The organism is Microbulbifer sp. ABM4_008 (assembly GCF_056311705.1).
This window is the reverse complement of record NZ_CM149970.1, coordinates 3699908-3720708: the sequence shown is the minus strand read 5'-3', so window position 1 is coordinate 3720708 and position 20801 is coordinate 3699908. Positions and strand designations below refer to the sequence as shown.

Below are 20801 nucleotides of genomic sequence, written 5' to 3'. Positions count from 1 at the left end.
AACGAAAAGAAACATTCTATAAAGCCTAGTCTGGAAGCGGGGCGTTCAGAGACGGCGAAGCTATGTGCTTTAATAGGTGGAGCAAATAAGGTAGGCATCTATTCGATGGGGAAGGCTTCTTACGGCGTAGCTATAACTTGCTTTGATTGCTTTGTTGATTATCACACTCTTGTAACCCTACGTTTTTCCTATGTGATACTAATTTGGCTTTAGCAGGAAAGACATATTCTTTTGCCACTTTAGGCCATACTGACTTTAGGTTGTACTCCATTCTAAATGCGAGATGACATAACCACTCTTCAGTTTTCGGAGCTTTTGTAATTCTGTCATTTTCGAGCCCATCGATTATCTGGTAGATCGCTAAAGCATTCATGTAAGCTACTTGTGAAGCGACTTCTCGTTTAAGAAAATACAATCCTGATCCTGCAGTAATAGCTATACCTGCTACGAAAGCTAAAACTTGAGGTATATATTTTATATGTCTCTTGAAAAGTAACATCATGTGAAGGCCCAGCCGGTAGTAGATTACTGCTTGCTAGACATTTCTCGGAGTAGAGCCAACCCTTCTTTGCCAATGTCCCCGAGCAAACGAGTGTGTGAGCATGAGTGAATCTTAGGTGTTGAGCCAAATTCTCCAAAAACCAAATATTTGTACCCGACCACCATGTGGGATGCGCACAAATCATCGGCAAAGAGTGTGTTTTTTACTACCAAAGTATCTGCAGTGCCCTTTAATTTCTCAAGTACAAATAATTTGTTGGTGACGACATCATCGTCGCCAAGAGTAGAAGAGCGAACCTGGCCAAGGTAGACATAGTCAGACTCCAGATATCTCTCCTTAAGTGGAGATTCTACACAGTAGCAACCGAGTGCTGCCTGAGCAGAAAACATGATTATTAAAAATACATAGATTCTCAATCTAAAATGACCTTATGGTTATTGTCCCGCGTAGGCCGATGGCTCGGAGTATACTGGCTGGCATTGTTATGGCTGAAGCTTCCCTTGTCTCTGCAACCAAAATGCGCGCTCTTCCTCTTTTGAGAGATTAGGCCTAGTTATCAGCAAAACTATGAACATGTTCATCAAGCCAATGAATAGTGTAAACGGATTCATGGTTACATAGAATAGCATGGGCCCAAGTAGAAATATTAAAATGGCGGGTATTAGGCGTAACTTCAAGCTGTGAGCACTTATTGCCAGACGAACAAATCCGCCTAATACTACTCCAGGAATAACCCAGCCAAATACTGATATGAATAATTCTGGAGCAGAATAGAAGATGGCGATAGTTGGAATAGAGCCAATAATGGTGGCAATTAGCATGCCCCATAAGCTCTCTCTGCTTTCTAGAGTCCTAAGTGTGTCTTGTAATCTGTATTGTCCATATTACGTTCTTTCACTAGTCGCCATGATACCTTGTTCAGCGGCCATCGGAATGGTCCCAATTTTTGCTAGCATAGCGTACAATACAAAATGAGCGGAGTGTGGGTGATCGAGTATAGCTAGTTGTTATAAATTTTGCGAGATCCTTCTAATATGAGTTTCTTTAGATATGCTATTTACGTATTGAATAGCTCCGTACACGTCGATACTGTCTGGATTGTAAAAAATCAAATAGTAAAAATCCTGATTTTTTTCTAGGCGTACCGTAGCACACGGTTGATAGCTAATATCCTTCCACATAGATATAAGATGCTTTGACTGTCTCAAAGCATTATAAATATAGAGTGTAGTTTCATACTGCTCTTCCATGACTTTAATCTTACTTCTAATTGGTCCAAGAAAAGATCTTACTTTTAGCGGAACGTCTTCCTTCGAGTTAATAAGTACTGCGTCCTTGGAAAGTAATTGCAATAAATCTTTCTTGGCAGGAAATTCGGAGTGAATCACTCTATCAAATAGCTGTTTTTTATTCATACTCTCTACGTTGGCCTTGCCCACAAAAAGTAGGCGCTCTAACAATGCGCATTTGTGCTTATGCTCTGCTGGACACTATAGTGCTTAATGCATAGTCTTGGGCCTTATACGGAGGCCCGTAGGGTGGAGCATTTAGCCTGCGTTTGTCATGTGCGCGCACTAGGGCTCCCTCTTAACCAGCATCCGACAACTAAATTTCGATAAAACAAAAATGCTATAAAGACTGATGGAATATATAGAACCGGCAATATATGTATAAAATGATACACCGCTAGCCCCCCCCATAGGCATATCCATAGCCAACAATATCAATACAAATGTGGTTGCCGCTGACAGGTATGTGCGTCGTCTCAAGAACTGCGTAGCAGTTAATCCCCTTTCGATGGCTTCCGGACGATAAACGAGAGTGAGTGGTAATATCTCGAATAATAGCTTGTAGAAGAAAAAGAAGAGAAAAAGTATCAGTATATTTTCTGCGTCTTCCGCTAACCGGCCTCCTATAAATACGTGATCTCCCAGAAAGGTTAAGAGCGAGAGTGTCGCAGATTCACAAGCCAAAATTACAATCAAAGAACCGAATATTTTTAACTTCTTCATAGGCTCACATCCCGTTTCGACGGCATCTTTTTGCCGCCGGAACATACTTGGATTCATTGTTAGGCATTTTTAGTACTCTACACCAACGGCTAAAACTATAGGAAACTCTCTATCTTCCTGACATACACCCAGATAAAGAGTGAAGTCATCAGTAGTCCAGACTGCGGATGAAAACGAGCATGGGATGTAAAACTCTTCGTCGCCTTCTTCGAACTCATCTTCCTCTTCTTCGTCAAAATCTGCATTTAATACGATTTTGGCTGGACCGTACTTATTCTCTAAAACCGATGCCAAACGTTGTAATATTTGGGTGAACTCATGAACTATCGATTTAATTAGATCATCGTCATGCTGCTTGGTTTCATCCTGGAGTACTTGTATCTTTATTACTTCGAATTCTTCTTTACCTGAATCGATAAGATTATCTACAAACTGTACAATATCTTTGGGTATTTCTATGTTTTCCATACTCTTTTTGCTTTGTTGTTTATGCGTTGTGGCTACAACAAGGACGCTGGTGAATAGTGTACACCATCCCGTGAAGGGCCAAAGGACCGTAGCAGCCTGTTTGCAATTGTTATGGATTGCTCCACTTATCTAAAATACTGTCTAACACTTTGATAACTTTCTGACGCTTAACACCTTTATTTATACCCTTGGGCAGTTTTGAATACCAAGGGTGCCAATAATGCTCTAAATCGTGACCTGCTTCTTGGGTAGAAGGGTGTATGGACTTTAAAAAATAGTCCTTGCATTCTTGTACTTGATCAATACTCGAAAACTGGAAGGTGAAATTACACGCGGTTGCGAAGTAAACCCAGTTGTCAATTAAATTATCTCTTGAAGCTTTGACTGTAACACCACCTTCGTTTCGTGTGCTTATGTAGTCAATGTGCTTTTGGGGGTCTGCAGTTTCTCTCCATACTTTGCTCATACTCTAGGACCTATAACGAGGCTATAAAAGGCGGGGGTTGTTTGTACTATTAAGCACAAAATGAGCATTGTAACAGCAGATTCAGTGATCTTCTGTCAATTTTGGTAGCTTTGTTTAGTGCTCTTTAATTATTCATATTCACATACGCTTGATTGGTAATTAAAGTGACCACCACCATCGAGGCATGAGTGAATTTCTATATTCTTAGATACCCAATCTGTAACTAACATTACTGAGATTAATATTACTACCCAAGCTATAAGCCCCATAACAATACAGAAAGCACCATCTATATCTACTTTCTTGAAGGGGCGACAAATTAGATACCCTAGACCTTTTATTAGTACTTCAATAGTGACTTCGAATAATAGCCATCCAAGAAACCTAAATATAGCTCCGAAAATACCTATCCCAATTTCATCAATCGGCATTTTTATCCCTCAATGCATAACATCTTACCCACTGGCGGACCGCACACTGGCGAGCCTACCCCAGCTTTACTCCGTGTTTGCGCGGCAACTTGGTACGGCCAGCATAGCTGTGATCAAATGGAGTGAAAGTTCCCTGTAGGAAGGTCACCGCTTAATGGGGGCTATTAAATGCTAACTACTAACGAATGGCAACTACAACTCCGTGAGGTCTTGTGGGAAGGTAGCCGCTAGTAAAACTACGATCTGACAAATAGAAGCAGTATATAGAGGTTCGTCTGGAGGGGATGTGGTCAAGCATATCGAAGCTACATAATTTAATGAGTAGAGTCAATAATGTAGTTGTGTAGTGTTCTTATCTGGGGAGGTCTGTTTATCTTGGTGCTATGAATATGTCAGGGTCGCTCCTGGCTAATAGTTAGGCCCAGCCCGCGTGTTTTCATTTGGGTATAAGGTTGAGCTAATGTACTGTCATGACACTCAATTCAAATGAAGAATCTCTTGGCAATACCGCTAAGTAGAAGTTCACTAGGGATAAGAAATCTGCCTTTGAGCACCCACACGATGGGTGGGGTAGGGCCGGTAGTTAGAAACTACCGGCTATTCGCTTTAATCCAGCGAGATCAATATAATTAGTTAACTATTGTTTTCGAGCGTAATCATATCCACCCACTCAAGTACCATATTTATGGTGTGACGCTTTTCATCTTGAGGGTAGTCCGTAAATATTGCATTAATTTTTATCGGCCATCCATCAACTAGAATATATCCAATAATCTTAAATGTACGCTCTTCTATTTGATAGCCGTCAAGCTCATACGATACATTCATATCAACTTGCCATAAATAAGTGCTGTTGCTATCTTTTAGAACCCTGGTGCTAACATTGTCAGATCCCGATATGTTGTCCATCGAAATCCCTGTTCTTAGCTGAATATTAGTATTTGAATTGACTTGTTTTTTTGTGAGTTCAATTATTTTTTGATGCTCATCAGAAAAATTATTTTTGACATCAACAAAACTCTGTTTAGATATATCGCCATCTTTATATCGATTATCAAAAAATAACATTACAATACCGCCCGCCCCATCAGATTCGGAGTCTTTAAGGTCAATATCTGAAAAGCATGATAAAAGATGTACACTCCCAGGGCGGCCATATATTGTGTTTAAGTGATCCCAGATTTCAAAATCAGATTCACAAATTGGTTTATACTCATGAAATGTGGGTATCTTTACTTGGTTGCCAAAAATACTTTTTTCAACAAAGCCGTTCGCGATGGAATATTTACTGAAAGTAATCAGAAACAAAAAAGGAAAAATGTACTTTATCATTGCTATCTCTAGGTTTGTAACTCTTAAGGCACTTGATATCAAAGGTTTTGGTATCAGGCACTTCTACTTTGTACGCCCGGTAGGGTCGTGGACTAATGGGGTGAAAGTCCCCTGTAGGGAGATCACCATTTAATGGGTTCCATTAAATGCTAACTACTGGCGAATGGCAACTGCAACACCGAGAGGTCTTGTGGAGAAGAAGCCGCCAGTAAAAAACTGTGAACTGAAGAGCAGAAACTCCTTACAACGCTTAGCTTGGAGATGCGATGGCTAGGGGGCATCTCCAATGGGTAGATATTCATTACGGATAGGGAGCTGCCTATTGCGGACCTGCCCACCTGATGGATGATATGGGGCTGGTATCTAGAAACTATCGACCTGGTTTATGAGATTTCCTCTGGATTAAAAACAAGACGAATTTTGCTAATACGACCCACCTTATAATGAAACGTTTGAGCCATTAATGTACTTCTACAGTTTTTAGTGAATTTATATATGTAACATGTTGAATTCGGATTGTGAAACTCTTCTACCATCTCATACGATACATCAACTGGAGGCGAAGCTTTCAGAGATTCTATATATTCTTTGGCCGATTTACACTTAAACAATGGCCCTTCAAAATCCAGCTTTTCATATAGTATTAGGTCTAATGAATCAAAGTCCTTTGTTTCATAGAATATGTCCATATATTTTCGAGCAAGCTCTACTTTGTTCATATCGATTTCACGTAACGTTTTACTCAGCCGCCACAGAAATGAGCCGGTTTATGTTATCTTAGAAGGCCGTTTCTTTACATCTATCAAAGGTAGAGCTTAAGGCTTCACAACCATTGACACAATACGAAAATCAACAGTTAAGCCCATACCCCATCACCCAGCCTCGCCGCTCACAGATCTCTCTTGATATGACTCCAAACTGTCACTGAGTCTCCCGCTGTGTAAGCAGAGCATTCCTTTATGGAGGTGGGGGAGGGACTATGAGCACCGACGTCAGTGGATTGAGATTGAAATGCAAAGGCTGGCTGTTATCTTTGCGGGAGATATCGCTGCCTATGGGGTAATGAGCAATCACTATCATGTGGTGTTCTATATTGATGCTATAACGGCCAATACTTGGTCTGATACTGAGGTCATTCCCCGCTGGCAAGAACCATTTAAAGCATCTAACTTGGCTCAGCGCTTCATTCATGGTGCCTCTCTGGACCCTTGTGAAGAGAGCAAACTTAAAGAGTTGATTGAGCTATGGCGAAAGTGATTAATGGATATCAGCTGGTTCATGCACTGCCTAAACGAATCTATTGTCCACCAAGCCAACATAGAAGATCACTGTACAGGCTTCTCCTGGCTCAAGTCTAAGGCGTTACTGGATGAAAGAGCCTTGGCTGCCTGCATAGGCTATGTCGATCTCAATCCTATCCGAGCTGACATTGAAAAAACCTCGCTGGACTCTGATCACACTTCCATTCAGTAGCGTATTCGTGCTGCCACCTCAGTTGAGCAATCCAAAGGCCTATTTGACCAAAGTTACGTAATTTTTAAACCTAAAGTACAATTTTTCAGTACTCTACCTTGCCCTACACCAGGCTAGGAGAAATAGTCGTTAAGACAGAAGCGCTGTACTGTTTCTGCTGTCATCTTTCAATAAATGGGTGTCCCAGTGTGTAGCCTGCTCAAATGGTCGGCGTCTACTCAATGGAGGAAGGCTTCCCACCGGAAGTATTGTTACGTAGTATCCATTAGCTTGTCCTGTTATGGTTTTAACTGCCTTGAAAAGGATAGTTAATTTTCCGTGCTGGTTTCAGCTAGCTCTGTTACGTAAACAAAAGTATTCTCTAATCCAGCTTCTTTATGTTCTAAAGCCTCCTGTGCGGCAGGGTTTAAGAAAGCATTTAAAAAGGCATCACGACTGGCGTAGCGCACAATCATAATCTTTTCCCAGTCGATAGTATCTTCAGTCAAAACAATATCAACATCCATTGAATAGGTAGGGCCGCTGTTGTAAGAAAAGAGTATTAGCCCAATGGTTTCACCATAGATGCTATTAGCTTCTTCGCCGGTTAATTCTGTTTCTCGGCCGTCAGAATATTGTGCTGTTTCATAAAAGTCGATGAGGTTCATCATAAAAAATGGGGAGGGTGAGTCGCTGACAATCATATCGATCATGACATCGATATTTGTGTAAAGCGATACCGCATCGCCGCTATCATCCAATACGCCTGTATTGAGAAGTAGTTCAATGGCTTCGTCTTCATCAAGATTATCCAGGCTTGGGTCAGAGAAGGAACCGGAAGGTTCAAACGGAAGATTCCCAGGTATTCCTAATATCCAAGTTTGATCAGTTGAAGCTCCATACAGCGTATTTATAGCGGTTGTAAAATCGTCTGAATTAATAGCTTCTAGTAGTGCATCAATGTTCGGAAATTCGGCGATACGAATCACACTAAATTCCCGTTCAGCGAACATAGTTGCCGCTACTGTACTCGCAAAAATAGTGCCTCCACCTACGTTAGACCATACTGATTCAATCGAGCTCTCGTAGTTGCTAAATCCATAGGTATCACTCACGGCGATAAGCTGCACAAGAGCCAATGTGTTCGACGTATCCTCATATTCTAATAGCGCCTGCATTGTTCCTTTGCTAAAGCGGCCCTGAGCATCGCCAAATTGTGCCAGCAACGATTCACTTGCTGTTGTGGTATCCTTGGGTGTGTCATTGCTGTCAGAACCACTATTATCGCAGCCTAGAGCCAAACACATACACGTGAGAATGAAGCACTTTATAAGTGCCTTATTAGCTGTGTTTAAAAAACTATTTTTATAGCCCCTTTCCATAAATTAACCACCCCATGAAGTATATTATGTAGTTTTACTTAATCAAGCAATTAAGATCCTTACTAAGCTTGCTAATGAAAATAGCAAGGGCTCATAACCTAAGGCAGACTGAAGGGTATCAATGGTGTTTTTTTGCGTATGGAAGGTGATGAAGAACGTTATGCGATATCGAATAATAATTGCTTTAAGGTAATAGTGGGTAGATTCCCATTTAAATCAATCAAGCTTGCACTTAATAATTTAAGATTTATTAAAATACTTAAATTTAAAAAATTTTTTATTAATAACTAGAATAGAGATTTTCTGCGTTTTGATTGATGGCCGCTGAGGCAGAGCAACCAAATATTACCTGTCCCTTTTTTCACGAAACTGAGACCACAGGGAGCCACATAAACTGGGTATCCTTCGGAGACCTGAGGGGTCGAATAAAGCTACCAGTATTTGTTATACATCTAAAGTTGATCGAACCCAGAAAGAATTGCACAACGCCTCTCTCTAGGATAAAGCCATCCATGAGGGGAGGGGCCGCTAGCAAAGCTACAATCTGACGAACAGAAGCATAATATAAGACACTGTTGGCAACATCCCCCAGTCTTTGGTTGCCCCATCGTGGGCTGGTATATGTCGATTATCGTGTGAATTTAGAGCAGAGGAAATATCATTTAGCCCCTCCGCCATCTTATTCTTTATTATATTTCTCGAAAATAAATCGTTTAAAAACTTCGATCTGTTTAGCTTTGTATTGAGATTGACGATATACAAGGCTGAGTTTCTTAGGTGGTAACTTGTTGTTTTGGAAAAGAGGTATTACCAGTCCCGATTCAATTAGCTTAATAATACTCTGATGCAACTGGAACCCAATACAGATATTCTTTAGCGCCATGGTTTGAATGGCGTGAACATCATTTATTCTATGGTGAGCATACGTCTGATTATTAAATTTGTTGTTCTTTAACCACTTTCTTACTTCTGGTGAAAGGTCCTCGAGAGGTGGCATGGCAACGCGATGGGAAGTAAGTTCAGAGATTTGAGTAGGCGTACCATGGGTCGCGAGATATTCTGTCGTTGCAAAAAATGTGGGTCGAACCTCACATAGCTCGCGGGAGATTAAACGTGTACTGTCCGCAATCTCACCAATTCTAAAAGCAAAATCAAGATCAGAATCACTAAAGTTTATAATGGATTCGGAATACTCCAGCCGATATCTAACATTTGGATAACGCTCAGAAAACTCACTTAACCAAGAAGACAAGCTTGAGTCAACCAAAGACCGGGATAACGTTATTTTGAGGTCCCCTTCGACGCGCTCGTTATCATACTGAATGCGCCTTTCTGATTCGCTGATTTGCCTTAGTATTGCAGCACTGCTTTTGTAAAAGCTTGCGCCATGCTCTGTAAGTACCATTTGCTTATTGGAGCGATCAAATAGCTGCACGCCAAGATCATACTCCAGGTTTGTAATCTGCTTACTAAGCGCTGATGGCGTCTTGTTTAGACTGTCAGCGGCAAGCCGAATACTGCCAGAATCAACAACAGCCACAAAAGACTCATACTGGGTAAACTTCGACATATCACTTTCCAAAATGGAAACTCCGATCGCATTATAGGTCACTTTTTGTCATTCAAAAAGAACAATATAGTGGACTCGTAAATAACGAACCCGGAGTAAATAATGATTTTATTAGCGGAAGTCGCGATCACGGTTAAACGTCCGATTAACACGTTCTTTGAGTACGTCACCAACATGGAAAATTACGGAGAATGGTTCCCAGGGGTAACCTCTATTGCCTCTCACAACGAACTTCCCCATGGCATGATCGGAAAAACATATCAAGAAGTGATCGTCATGCCTGAAGGAGAAGCAACCCTTGTTATAGAAGTTAAGAAAAGCCGATTGAATCAAGATTTCTACACTGAGGGTGATCTTCTCCCTCTATTACCCGCCATGCTAATGGAGTTTAATGCTGAAACACCGAAGTCAACCAGGTTCAACCTGAAGTACTTTTCTCGAAGTGACATTCTCGATTCTAACTCTGATGTCATAAAAGAGATGAAATTAAATTTGGGTGGGCGAATATCAATTGCAGTCGATAATTTACAGCGGCGCTTTAGTTAGTCTTACTTGATCCAATAATTGTTCCTTAACTAAGTGGCGCCGATGCGAAGTGATGAAATAAAGAAATCCTCTCTCTATGGCGGGAGCGCCTAACGGATATCAGCTGGTTTATGCGATATTTAAATGAATCTGTCGCTCGCCAAGCTAATGCTGAAGACACTTGTACAGGTTGATTTCGGGAAGGCCGTTTCAGTCCCAAGCCTTACTGGATGAAAGAGCCCAGGCTGCTTCTATGGCTTATGTAGACCTCCTCGATCCGTGCCAATATCGCCAAGACACCTGAGAATCTGATTACACTTCAATTCAACAGCGTATTCGTGCGGCAGCCTCAAATGAGCGGCCCCAAAATCTACTCCCGGTTGTCGGCACTGAACATTTGAATATGCCGAAAGGGCTACCTTTTCAGCTGGATCACTACTTGGAGCTAGTGGACTGGAGTAGCCGACATTTAGACATCGGAAAACGAGGTTATATTGCACAAAAACGCCCCCTGTCCTAGATCGGCTTGGCATTTCGCCCAGGCATTGACTCTATCTCAATCTGAACTTTGAAAGCCGCTTTTAAAGCCTGCTGTGATCAGAAGAGGCTGTACGGCAAGCCTGTATTCAGTTCAATATACGCTGGGTGCATGGCATAGGCGACTGCCAATGCTTCCTTTTGGTGACACGCCACTATTTCCTCCCGGCTTTTCGATGCTATTCCTTTAGGTTGGCTAATTCACGCAATTTTCCAACCTAAAGTATATTTTTTCAGCATTTCACTTCGTCCGAGCCAGACCAGGAGAAATGGCCGTTAACGTGGAAAGCCTGTATCATTTCCAGTGTCATCTTACAATCTGTGGGTGTCCTAGTGTGCACCTTCAATCAGTAGCGGTTCTTCGTTTTTTTCATTCTGATTGGTGTTTCAATGGCTACGGCTGACGTTAATCGGTATTCTAGGGTTTTAATAGGACTATTTGTCTGCCTTGGGTTCGGAAGGGTAATTGCTTAGCCGCAAGTTCTGGCTATAGTATCCAATTTGGGGGAGTACTAATCTTTTGTCCAGCCATCGACAATCATTAATAATCTCCCCGGTCTCGATTGATTTATAAAGAGCATGTTATGTCCAGAAAAATATTATCCTTAAAGGTAAAGAGAAATACGGAGCCTAAGAGGGCTTATAAAAAGGAAGAGGATACTTCTGATCCAAAGAAACGGTTCTTAAATGGAGTAGCTATTAATCCATCTGAGCCTATTCGCCTTGAGTCTGGTTCTCAGCAACTTACGGTAAGGGCGATGGATTTGATTACGCCAATTGGTAAGGGGCAGCGTGGCTTGATTGTGGCTCCACCGGGCTGTGGCAAAACCACTATGCTGAAACATATCTGCCAAGCAGTGGGAGAGGCATACCCCGAAATAAAGCTGTACGCTTTGCTTATTGATGAAAGGCCAGAGGAGGTTACTGACTTTAAGCGAAGTGTACCGGCCGAAGTTTATGCGTCTTCTTCTGATCATAGCTATGAAGAGCATGTGCGAGTAGCTAATGAACTCCATGGTAGGGCCTGCAAGGAAGCCGGTGAAGGCCAGGATGTGATGATCGTGGTTGACTCGTTGACAAGACTTTCACGGGTACATAATGCACAGCAGAGTGGCAGGGGACGTACAATGTCTGGCGGGATAGATGCCAGGGCTATGGAGGTCCCCAGAAAGCTGTTTGGTGCTGCGAGGAAGATTGAAGGTGGTGGTTCACTTACGATTCTGGCAACGATACTCGTGGATACCGGAAGCCGAATGGACCAGGTGATATTTGAGGAGTTTAAGGGGACTGGAAATATGGAGGTAGTATTGTCCAGGGAAGTTGCGAGACAGCGAATTTTCCCTGCCTTGGATATTGCTAAAAGCAGTACTCGCCGTGAAGAAATCCTGTTTAACTCGAAAGATATTGCAACGATAAGAGCTTTACGAAGAACTCTTGCTAACCTAAATCCTGTAGATGGCACTAAAAAGCTTATTGAACTCCTTGAAAAGTACCCGACTAATGCGGAGTTACTTGACCATTAATTTTTAGTTAAGTTTAAGGATAGTATTTAGCCGCTTAGCATTTTTGGAGTTAGTTATTTAGCGACCGAGTTCTTACTGGGACAGCCGTTATTTAGTCGAGGGCTTTACACTTCGATTCTCTGGTGTGTTTTTACAAGATATTGCTCAATGAAGAGCTTAGTGGAAATGTGGCCTTAATATGCCGAAAGGGTTGCCCATTCAGCTGAATCACTATTTGGCGTTAGTAGACTGGAGTGGCCGGCATTTAGCCCCCCCAAAAGCGCTCCTTATCCTTGAGCGGCTGGGCATCTCAGCAAAACACTGGCTTTATCTCAGTTAGAACTTTGAAGGCCGCTTTAAAGGTTTGGTGGGAACAGTGGAGACGGTAAAGCAAGCTTGCATCCAACTCGATAAACGCTGGATACACCGAATAGGGATTGCCGGCGTTTCCTCTCAGCCACACCCTGCTAATCTACTTCTACCCCAAATACTCTATAACACGATTACCACTCTTTTATCCAAAATAGCATTTCCAAAAATCTGCATATCAATTCCCAGAACTTAATCTCTCTTACCTGTAAATCAAAAGGTAGGAACCCCCAGAAAGAGAGCTTGCTCTACAGTTCACAGTATCCTCCAGCCTTTGGGTGTTCTAATGTGTGTGTGCACTAATTTGTGCAATAGGATAATAAACAATACCCACTGCAACCAATAAGTTTACTAAACCGGGTGCTTTCATCTAAATTTATGCATCTTCTGAAGATTCACGTATGCGCTCTTTCCGTTCCAGTTCCTCTTGCATCACCGCTTTGATTTCTTCTAGCACGGCATCGACATCGGCGCTGCCATCGTCATCATCAAACTTGCCGCTGAGCGTTGAGCTAGTCGTTAAGTTACCCTCTTCAAACAGTGCCCACATTTCCTTGGCGTATTGAGTCTGTAATAAAGAGGGGGCAAATCTGCCATAATAACGACGCATATTGTCGACGTCACGAGTGAACATTTCTTGTGCACTGTTATTGGCAGCGGCATTAACAGCTTGGGGTAAATCGATAATCACAGGGCCGGAATCATCCACTAGGACGTTAAATTCGGATAAATCACCATGTACAATTCCCTCGTGAAGCATGAGCATGATGTAATGAATCATTAATGCATGATCTTGAATTGCTTGCTCTTCTGACATTGTCACATCGCCAAGCCGTGGTGCGACATTGCCTGCTTCGTCAGTGATTAACTCCATCAATAATACACCGTCAACACAACCAAAAGTCTTGGGAACTCGTACATGAGCGCGTGCTAAACGGGATAAAGCATCAACTTCGGCATTTTGCCAAATCTCTTCCTGCTGTTGGCGGCCATAATTTGACCGTTTTTGCATGGCACGTGCTTGACGACCACTACGAACTTTACGCCCTTCTTGGTACTGTGCGGCCTTTTTAAAATTGCGCTTAGTTGCGTCTTTATAGACTTTGGCGCAACGAATTTCGCCACGACAACGGACAATAAATATATCGGCTTCTTTGCCGCTCATTAGGCGGCTGATAACTTCATCGATTAAGCCATCATCGATGAGAGGCTGTAGACGTTTGGGAGTTTTCACTAGATACCAGCTTTGAGTGTTCGGCAATTAATCATATATGCTATTGACATATTTCTATGTGTATTTGAGGCAGGAAATCTAATCTTGCTTATGGATAAAGAGCGATTATGGGGCCCTATAATGCCCGCGTAAAGGATGGGGGCAATAAGAATCGCACTTGACATGTGAACGACCCCAGTAGGCAGATCACCGTTTAATGACCTCTAGCTACCAGCGAATAGCTATACCATAAGGTTTTGTGGGGAGGAAGCTGCGAGTAAAACTATGAGTTGGCGAACAGAAACATCCTATGTGGCTTAGTCTGTAGGCCAAGGGTGCCAAAGCCACGTGATCTAATGGATAGGGTTAATGATGCAGCTGATTTGTGAAATTTTATGCTCTTATCTTGGGGAATGTGTGTAATTTGTTTCAGCGATTCTGTCAGCGCGGCTACTGGCTGGTAAGTAGGTCCAACTTGTTAGCATTCATGACTCGCATGATGGGTGGGGTGGGGGCCGGTAGTTAGAAACTACCGGCTACCCGATTTACGCGGACCGCTCTCGAACGTATATATGTACGTTTGATGCCTGCTCATTGAAGCTCCGCTCTTGAAACTCAAGATAGCTCAATGTTCTAACCAATTTTCCAAGTTTGTCATAGCCGTAGTTTCTTGAATCAAATGACGGTGTATTCTTTGTTATATAGCTACCGACGGCAGACAACGAGGACCAACCATCATCTCTAGCTACAGCGTTCACTGCATCGATAACGATTTCTTTCAACTTGGGATTCTTTGACTCATCTTTGATCTTATGGGAATCAGTTTTTCTTAGAACTTCAGTGTGGACAAACTTGTCACAGGCAGCGACAAAGGGCTCCGGCGTTTTCTTCTCACCAAAGCCATATACATAGAGACCACTTTCACGAATCCTATTCGCAAGTCGAGTGAAATCACTATCGGAAGATACTAAACAAAACCCATCCAATCTTCCCTCATGCAGTAAATCCATTGCATCAATAATTAGTGATGAATCGGTCGAGTTTTTTCCTTGCGTATAGCTAAATTGCTGAACAGGCTGTATGGCATGTTTGTGAAGGTGCTGCTTCCACCCTTTCAGGTTTGGAGTAGTCCAATCACCATACGCTCGTTTAACACTAGCAATACCGAACTTTGATATTTCAGCCAGAAGCTTTTGGCAAATAGCGGCTTGTGCATTATCCGCATCAATTAAAACAGCAAGTTTATTATTTTCACTTTCTGACATGTACAGCTATTCCTTTACGCGTAACGTTCACATTTGCGGCGGCTGAAGCATAGCGTAAGCAGTCCGGCCGTGATAGCGGCGAACAACATGCGCTTGGTACGCCCAGCATGGGCGTGAACTAATGGGGTGAAAGTCCCCTGTAGGAGGATCACCGTTTAATGGATTCCATTAAATGCTAACTACTAGCGAATGGCAACTGCAGCATTGTGAGGTCTTGTGGGGAGGAAGCCACTAGCAAAACTACGATCTGACGAACAGAAACATCATATAAGGCTTAGCTTGGAGGCAAGGTAGCTAAGGATGCCGCAGCTATGTAGCTAATGAGCCGAGCTAATGATGTAGTCGTGCATTGAAAGTTCACATTCTTATCTGGGGGGATCTGTTTAGCTTGCTGCTGTGAGGCTGTCAGCATGTCGCTGACTCATAAGTAGGCCTAACCCACTAGCCACCATCGAGGGGTAGAAAAGAGTGGTGGAACACAGCAGCGCCTCGGTCAGTAATGGTCAAGGTGATTAAACAGAAGTTAGCCGACGGCATAGTAGCCAAATGCCAAGATTTATACCTTGGACAGGGTGAAGGCCTGAACCCAAACTCCACGAGTTAAAAGACAGGGCTAGCCTACCGATATGTTTCCAGTCGGATAAGTTGAAGTAGCGCACTGCCATGACACTCAACTCAAAAGTTGCTCGACTCTATCGTTGGATAGAGATTCATTACGGATAGGGAACCGCCCATTGCGGACTCGCATGATGGGTGGTGTGGGGGCCTGTAGCTAGAAACTACCGGCTAGCCGATTATGAGCCTCACTGCTCGTAGACCTGAATAGTAATCGCACGTCTGTCGCCACGTACTCTGAGGATTGTCAAAAGACCATATTGTTTGAAGTACATGATTTTTTCCCATTCTGGAAAGTTACTACTGCCTGGAAGACTAGATTTAGGCTGAAGCTTCCAAGACCCACCCTCCTCAACGATCTTCATGAGTGAAGCATAATCATGCTCTGACATCTCTATATAGAAAATTTCGTTATAGTCACCGAAATACTTTGCAATGTCAGAAGCTTTCTCCCGCGCGACAACTACGAAATCCTCTTTAGGCTTGAAGCCGATAGCTTCATTGACTATTAGCGAAATATCATATCGCTTCGTACAGCTGACAACTAAAAATAGAAAAAAAACAAATGTGGCCCGAGTCTTCATCGTTCATAACGCCCGCATTTACGGCTGGTTTGGAGCACAGCGGAAAACTAGTCCGACAACATGTGCTAGCTAGGCCTTGACAGCATGATAAAAGACTCCCAGCCCCTCGGGATCATAAAACTCCCAGCTAGCATTTTCATACCTAACGAATACCTCATCGGCCTGTAGAGCACCCCACCAACTATTCAAAGCTTCGAAAAAGATCGATGTAGTAAAATCACCGCAAAGATCGTTTGGGAAATACGATATTTCAACAGCTATTTTTTCACCTTCAGACCAATCGAGAAACAGATGAACTTGGCTTACAAAGCTATCTCTAGATTTCAGCTGTCCATGAATACAACCTTCTTCACGTTGTGTGATGTAAGACTCTACACTTTCCGAAGACATTTCAACTACTTCACCGTCTTGATCTAGAAGCTCGCCATCGCTGAATTCCTCGAGAAATAGCTTTATGAACTTTTCGACACAAGCCAAAGTGGCTGGAGTAAACGTAATATCCCTAGTGCTACCATCACTGTCGGTTAAATATTCAAGTACTTCAGCTTCGTTCATATGAGAGCTGGTCTTGCCCACAAAAAGTAGACACTCTAACTATGCGTATTTTCGTTCATACTCTGCTGGACTTACATAGCCCAATGCAGAGTGCCTACGAACCCTATTGTAGAAAATCTCAATGTATTCAAACACTTCAGATTTTGCTTGCTCTTCGCTTTCGAATGTTCCGGCATAGACCAGCTCGACTTTTAGCCTGCTAAAGAATGATTCCATTGCCGCATTATCCCAACAGTTAGCCTGGCGACTCATACTCGGCTTGCACTTACTTTCGGACAAGAGATCCTGGTATTTCTGCGATCGATATTGCACACCCCTGTCAGAGTGAACTAGCAGTCCAGGCTTTATTGGTCGTCGCTCTAGGGCCATTTTCAATGCTCGACGTGTCAATTCATCGGTCATCTGCGAGTCGAATGCCCAACCTACAATACGTCGAGAGTACAGATCCATAACTACCGCGAGGTATAGCCACCTATCCAGAACCCAGATATACGTAATGTCACTGGTCCAGCGGCAATTTGGTCGATCCACATCAAAGCAACGCTTAAGTAAGTTGGCGGAGACGTTAATGCTCCCCTCTACGGGCTGACTATATCGAAAGCCTTTGCCGTTTCTCGCTTTAATATGTTCCTGTTGCATAAGCTTAGCGACGTAGTTCCGCGAGCATGGCTCACCTAACTCTTGAAGCTCGCAAGCAATTCTAGGCGCGCCATAACGACCTTTAAACTCAACAAACGTCTCTCGGATTTTCTCGATTGTTCGTATCTCTCTAATCGTGCGAGCAGATGGCAATCGCCCCCGCCATCGATAATAACCCGATCTTGAGACTTCTAAACACCGACACATCAAGCTAACCGGGAATGACCCTACATGCTCTTGTATCAATGCGTACTTTACTCTTGGTGGTTCGCAAAGTACGCAGCTGCCTTTTTTAGAAACTCAACCTCCTGACGAGCTTCATGCAGCTCCTTCTTGAGTTTGCGAACTTCAGCGCTTTCCTGTTTGGAATAGTCGACACCGTCTAAACTATTGAACTGCTTATCAGACAGTCGATTAAATTGACGACGCCAGTTGTAGATCTGCTGTGCGCTGACGCCTAGCTCTCGCGCCACAGAAGCCGTTGTTGCTCCAGGCTTTTCCGCTCTCTTAACTGCTTCTCTGCGGAACTCCTCCGTATACGCCTGAGTTCTTTTCTTACCCATAATACACCTCCGTGTTAGGCCTAAACCTAACTATACAGGGTGTCTACTAAACGTGGGTAAGTCTTGAGCCTAACGCCGGTAGCAAAGGCGAGAGTTAGCGAGTCCAGCCCGCGTCTTTAGTGGGCGAATTTGCCTACCTTTATTAAGCCCTACATACGATGAAAAACCGTTTTTCATCTACATTTTCCCCAAAGCCAATTACTGGATTATCCATTCTTACCCATGATGAATCATCGAATTCTTTCTCTATTACAGAGACAAGAGAAAACCTGGAATCAATAGTTTCTATTTCTGCATATGCCTCAGATATTTTTAAAGGCTTGCCGCAAGGAGCTATATGAAACAAGCACTCTTCACTATCGATGTCAACACCAATTTTACCGATTGGTTCTATAGATTCAGTTGATGTCACCTCTCCAGAATCATCAATTTTTAATAAAATCATAAACAAACTAAAATCATCATCAGCTATATCTGATTCTTCAAGTTCATTAATAATACAGCCAACGTGCTTGCTCAATGATTGATATTCCTTTGTAGGCTAAACGTCAAGCGAATGGGCCGGCGCTACGAAGCAGTGACAACCCAGTCTAGGTTCCCTTGGCCGAGCATTACGGGCCTGGTTATGTGTTGAGTTTAGCCAGTGCTGTTTGAAAAGCTTGAACACTAGCTGCACGTATTGTTTCATTTCTTTCTTCGGCTGATATCCAGCCGCCAACGTTATTGAGACAAAATTGATTGTCTGAATCTCGAGCCACTTCGCGAACTGCTTGAAAAACGCGGTGTTGAATTTCGTTGCAATCTCTCAGTAGTCTCGGATCGGTAACACCCGACCCTTGAAATTCATAGCCACCACGAGCATGAATTGTTAACTGATGGCCGTAATTACACAACAGCTGAATCTTCTTATCATCAGGAAGTTCGTTTATTACTTTTTGTATTTGGTGTTCTTTCATTTTTTACACATAACTGCCTTGCAGTAGAAGTCGGCACGTAGCGACAGTCCTGCTGGCTGCGACTGTTATATTTCGTTTTTCTTGAGCTGGTTTTCAAGGCTCTTTAAATCACCCAGCACCCATACATCAGAGATTCGATCACCTTCAAAGGTAAACAAGGCGCACCCATTCCAAGTTACGCGTTTATGTGATGGTAAAAAGCCCATAAACTCATCTCTATGAAATCCGGTAAAGGACATCTTTGCAAAAACCTTGTCTCCCTCTTCTACGAGATCTTCAATAATACATTTGTAATCACCCAGTGCTTTGTGAACCATATCGACATATTCAGCGAAACCTTTGTGACCTCGCTTTTCTTGCCCTAATGATCCTCTGAAGGAGAAGCTCTCATGCAGGATCGATGGCATTGCTTTCTTATCGTGGGCATCCCAAAGAACCTCATAAAATCTTCGAACTTGATCTTTATGCACTAGTCATCCTCAGAAACATAACGAAGCGGCGTGTAAGCTGTCGGGCGCCAAAAGCGCGTAGTTAATTGACTTGGTACGCCCAGCATGGGCGTGAACTAATGGGGTGAAAGTCCTCTGTAGGAAGATCACCGTTTAATGAGTTCCATTAAATGCTAACTACTAGCGAATGGCAACTGTAGCACCGCGAGGTCTTGTGGGGAGGAAGCCGCTAGCAAAGCTACGAGCTGACGGACAGAAACATCCTATAAGGCTTAGCTTGGAGGCGAGGTGGCCAAGGACACCGAAGGCATGTGATCTAACGGGTAGAGTAAATGATGCAGTTGTGTAGTGAAAGTTCACGTTCTTATCTGGGGAGATCTGTTTAGCTTGCTGCTATGAAGCTGTCAGCGTGGCCGCTGACTCATAAGTAGGCCCAGCCCGCTAGCCACCATCGCGGGGGTAAAAAAAGTGGTGGAACACAGCAGCGCTCTGCTCAGTAATGAGTAGGGTGATTAAACAGAATTCAGCAGACGGCATAGTAGCCAAATGCCAAGATTAATACCTTGGACAGGGGGAAGGCCTGAGCCTAAATCCACGAGTTGAAAGACAGGGCTAGCCTACTGATATGTTTCCAGTCGGTTAAAGTTGATGTAGCACACTGCCATGACACTCAACTCAAATGAAGATCTGCTCGACACTATCGTTGGGTTGAGATTTATTACGGATAGGAACCGCCCATTGCGGACCCGCGCGATGGGTGGTGTGGGGGCCGGTAGCTAAAAACTATCGGCTACCCGATTTATGGCTTGATGCTGAAAGCGCGCTCAATTGTTGTTTCTTGAACTCTATTTGAAAACTCTTCGGGCATATATATGACTACTTGATACGCTTTATACTCGAAGACTCTTGGGTTGCCGGTAGAGCGAGATTTCAGCTTTGCCAGTTCAAAAGCCATAGGACTTTCAAAGTCATCCTCACGCCTTACACTAGAAACTTCACTACCTGGGTCTGCATAGATAAGTTTTCGAACAGTGATTTCTTTTCCCGAGCCACTCATCTTTTGCAACACTTGCATCTCGGCGAATATTAACCGAGACGAGAATCCCTCTCCAAACTTTTCAGTAAGCTGCCTTTTTGCTTCTACTTTGTAGCTTTCAAAAAGTAAACTTTCACCTTCTGGTAAGCGGAGCGCATTGGTCGTGAAGGAAATCAGAAGGCTACATAAAAGTATCAGATACTTCATTGTTAGTTCCTACGAGAGCCATAACGCCCTGCTCACGGATCAAATTTTTGATGGCGGCTTTTGTGAGCCTTTTCACAAAAGGTGGCAGCGAAAATTTGTCCGGTGCAGCCGATTGTTATGTGTTCCGAATTCATACACTAAATGTTTACTCATTATATTCAATAAAATCCC

General features: G+C 43.1%; 26 protein-coding genes. 4 read left to right on the top strand and 22 right to left on the bottom strand.

All coding sequences use genetic code 11. The annotated features are described in order from the left end of the window. Nucleotides 1–130: 130 nt before the first annotated feature. The 10 genes from ACYX4J_RS16185 to ACYX4J_RS16140 form a co-directional block, all read right to left on the bottom strand. Nucleotides 131–502 (bottom strand): hypothetical protein, encoded by a 372-nt coding sequence (locus ACYX4J_RS16185; RefSeq protein WP_476177055.1) that lies wholly within the window; start codon nucleotides 500–502, stop codon nucleotides 131–133. Between the two features lie 23 nt (nucleotides 503–525). Continuing rightward, nucleotides 526–918 carry a hypothetical protein gene (locus tag ACYX4J_RS16180; protein ID WP_476177054.1) on the bottom strand — a complete coding sequence of 131 codons (393 nt, stop codon included), beginning with the start codon at nucleotides 916–918 and terminating at the stop codon, nucleotides 526–528. Between the two features lie 66 nt (nucleotides 919–984). After that, nucleotides 985–1323 (bottom strand): hypothetical protein, encoded by a 339-nt coding sequence (locus tag ACYX4J_RS16175; RefSeq protein ID WP_476177053.1) that lies wholly within the window; start codon nucleotides 1321–1323, stop codon nucleotides 985–987. 186 nt (nucleotides 1324–1509) lie between these two features. Beyond that, nucleotides 1510–1917 (bottom strand): hypothetical protein, encoded by a 408-nt coding sequence (locus ACYX4J_RS16170; protein WP_444942483.1) that lies wholly within the window; start codon nucleotides 1915–1917, stop codon nucleotides 1510–1512. Nucleotides 1918–2076: 159 nt separating this feature from the next. Then, entirely contained in the window at nucleotides 2077–2514 is a 438-nt protein-coding gene (locus tag ACYX4J_RS16165; RefSeq protein ID WP_476177052.1) for a hypothetical protein, read from the bottom strand. Between the two features lie 69 nt (nucleotides 2515–2583). Further along, nucleotides 2584–2982: a hypothetical protein gene (locus tag ACYX4J_RS16160; RefSeq protein WP_444942481.1), complete on the bottom strand. Its 399-nt coding sequence runs from the start codon at nucleotides 2980–2982 to the stop codon at nucleotides 2584–2586. 109 nt (nucleotides 2983–3091) lie between these two features. Then, nucleotides 3092–3448, bottom strand: a complete 357-nt coding sequence (locus ACYX4J_RS16155) for a hypothetical protein (RefSeq protein ID WP_476177051.1) — start codon at nucleotides 3446–3448, stop codon at nucleotides 3092–3094. A 128-nt stretch (nucleotides 3449–3576) separates the two neighbouring features. Further along, complete coding sequence (locus ACYX4J_RS16150; protein ID WP_444942479.1) at nucleotides 3577–3879, bottom strand: hypothetical protein; 303 nt, start codon at nucleotides 3877–3879, stop codon at nucleotides 3577–3579. Between the two features lie 633 nt (nucleotides 3880–4512). Beyond that, the gene (locus ACYX4J_RS16145) at nucleotides 4513–5211 is read right to left on the bottom strand and encodes a hypothetical protein (protein WP_476177050.1); all 699 of its coding nucleotides are present in this window, start codon (nucleotides 5209–5211) and stop codon (nucleotides 4513–4515) included. Between the two features lie 383 nt (nucleotides 5212–5594). Further along, nucleotides 5595–5930, bottom strand: coding sequence for a hypothetical protein (locus ACYX4J_RS16140; RefSeq protein WP_444942477.1), 336 nt, complete (start codon nucleotides 5928–5930; stop codon nucleotides 5595–5597). Nucleotides 5931–6222: 292 nt separating this feature from the next. Between ACYX4J_RS16140 and ACYX4J_RS16135 the strand changes: the two genes are divergently transcribed. Both ACYX4J_RS16135 and ACYX4J_RS16130 read left to right on the top strand, forming a co-directional pair. Continuing rightward, nucleotides 6223–6468, top strand: coding sequence for a hypothetical protein (locus ACYX4J_RS16135; protein ID WP_476177049.1), 246 nt, complete (start codon nucleotides 6223–6225; stop codon nucleotides 6466–6468). Nucleotides 6469–6471: 3 nt separating this feature from the next. Next, complete coding sequence (locus ACYX4J_RS16130; RefSeq protein ID WP_476177048.1) at nucleotides 6472–6684, top strand: hypothetical protein; 213 nt, start codon at nucleotides 6472–6474, stop codon at nucleotides 6682–6684. Nucleotides 6685–6992: 308 nt separating this feature from the next. Here the strand turns inward: ACYX4J_RS16130 and ACYX4J_RS16125 are convergent, their stop codons facing one another. Next, on the bottom strand, nucleotides 6993–8045 hold the full coding sequence (locus tag ACYX4J_RS16125) for a hypothetical protein (protein WP_476177047.1): 1053 nt from the start codon (nucleotides 8043–8045) through the stop codon (nucleotides 6993–6995). A gap of 679 nt (nucleotides 8046–8724) precedes the next feature. After that, nucleotides 8725–9615, bottom strand: coding sequence for a LysR family transcriptional regulator (locus ACYX4J_RS16120; protein WP_413664753.1), 891 nt, complete (start codon nucleotides 9613–9615; stop codon nucleotides 8725–8727). 102 nt (nucleotides 9616–9717) lie between these two features. Between ACYX4J_RS16120 and ACYX4J_RS16115 the strand changes: the two genes are divergently transcribed. Then, nucleotides 9718–10161 carry an SRPBCC family protein gene (locus tag ACYX4J_RS16115; protein ID WP_444942473.1) on the top strand — a complete coding sequence of 148 codons (444 nt, stop codon included), beginning with the start codon at nucleotides 9718–9720 and terminating at the stop codon, nucleotides 10159–10161. A 1100-nt stretch (nucleotides 10162–11261) separates the two neighbouring features. Next, nucleotides 11262–12200, top strand: a complete 939-nt coding sequence (gene rho / locus ACYX4J_RS16110) for a transcription termination factor Rho (protein WP_444915783.1) — start codon at nucleotides 11262–11264, stop codon at nucleotides 12198–12200. 724 nt (nucleotides 12201–12924) lie between these two features. On the opposite strand, the gene ACYX4J_RS16105 is transcribed toward rho, so the two are convergent. From ACYX4J_RS16105 to ACYX4J_RS16060, 10 genes are all read right to left on the bottom strand, one after another. Next, complete coding sequence (locus tag ACYX4J_RS16105; RefSeq protein WP_444915784.1) at nucleotides 12925–13782, bottom strand: PA4780 family RIO1-like protein kinase; 858 nt, start codon at nucleotides 13780–13782, stop codon at nucleotides 12925–12927. Between the two features lie 524 nt (nucleotides 13783–14306). After that, complete coding sequence (locus tag ACYX4J_RS16100; protein WP_444915785.1) at nucleotides 14307–15026, bottom strand: NYN domain-containing protein; 720 nt, start codon at nucleotides 15024–15026, stop codon at nucleotides 14307–14309. Between the two features lie 803 nt (nucleotides 15027–15829). Then, a complete protein-coding gene (locus ACYX4J_RS16095) occupies nucleotides 15830–16225 on the bottom strand; it encodes a hypothetical protein (RefSeq protein ID WP_444915786.1) in 396 nt (131 codons plus the stop codon). A gap of 69 nt (nucleotides 16226–16294) precedes the next feature. After that, complete coding sequence (locus ACYX4J_RS16090; protein WP_476177046.1) at nucleotides 16295–16780, bottom strand: hypothetical protein; 486 nt, start codon at nucleotides 16778–16780, stop codon at nucleotides 16295–16297. 39 nt (nucleotides 16781–16819) lie between these two features. Beyond that, entirely contained in the window at nucleotides 16820–17665 is an 846-nt protein-coding gene (locus tag ACYX4J_RS16085; RefSeq protein ID WP_282933833.1) for an IS3 family transposase, read from the bottom strand. A gap of 8 nt (nucleotides 17666–17673) precedes the next feature. Continuing rightward, nucleotides 17674–17982 (bottom strand): transposase, encoded by a 309-nt coding sequence (locus ACYX4J_RS16080; RefSeq protein WP_444895975.1) that lies wholly within the window; start codon nucleotides 17980–17982, stop codon nucleotides 17674–17676. 142 nt (nucleotides 17983–18124) lie between these two features. Beyond that, nucleotides 18125–18502 (bottom strand): hypothetical protein, encoded by a 378-nt coding sequence (locus ACYX4J_RS16075; protein ID WP_476177045.1) that lies wholly within the window; start codon nucleotides 18500–18502, stop codon nucleotides 18125–18127. A gap of 103 nt (nucleotides 18503–18605) precedes the next feature. Then, the gene (locus ACYX4J_RS16070; protein ID WP_476177044.1) at nucleotides 18606–18938 is read right to left on the bottom strand and encodes a hypothetical protein; all 333 of its coding nucleotides are present in this window, start codon (nucleotides 18936–18938) and stop codon (nucleotides 18606–18608) included. Between the two features lie 65 nt (nucleotides 18939–19003). Beyond that, the gene (locus ACYX4J_RS16065) at nucleotides 19004–19408 is read right to left on the bottom strand and encodes an ester cyclase (RefSeq protein WP_445360205.1); all 405 of its coding nucleotides are present in this window, start codon (nucleotides 19406–19408) and stop codon (nucleotides 19004–19006) included. A 778-nt stretch (nucleotides 19409–20186) separates the two neighbouring features. Next, nucleotides 20187–20630, bottom strand: a complete 444-nt coding sequence (locus ACYX4J_RS16060; RefSeq protein ID WP_476177043.1) for a hypothetical protein — start codon at nucleotides 20628–20630, stop codon at nucleotides 20187–20189. Nucleotides 20631–20801: the final 171 nt, after the last annotated feature.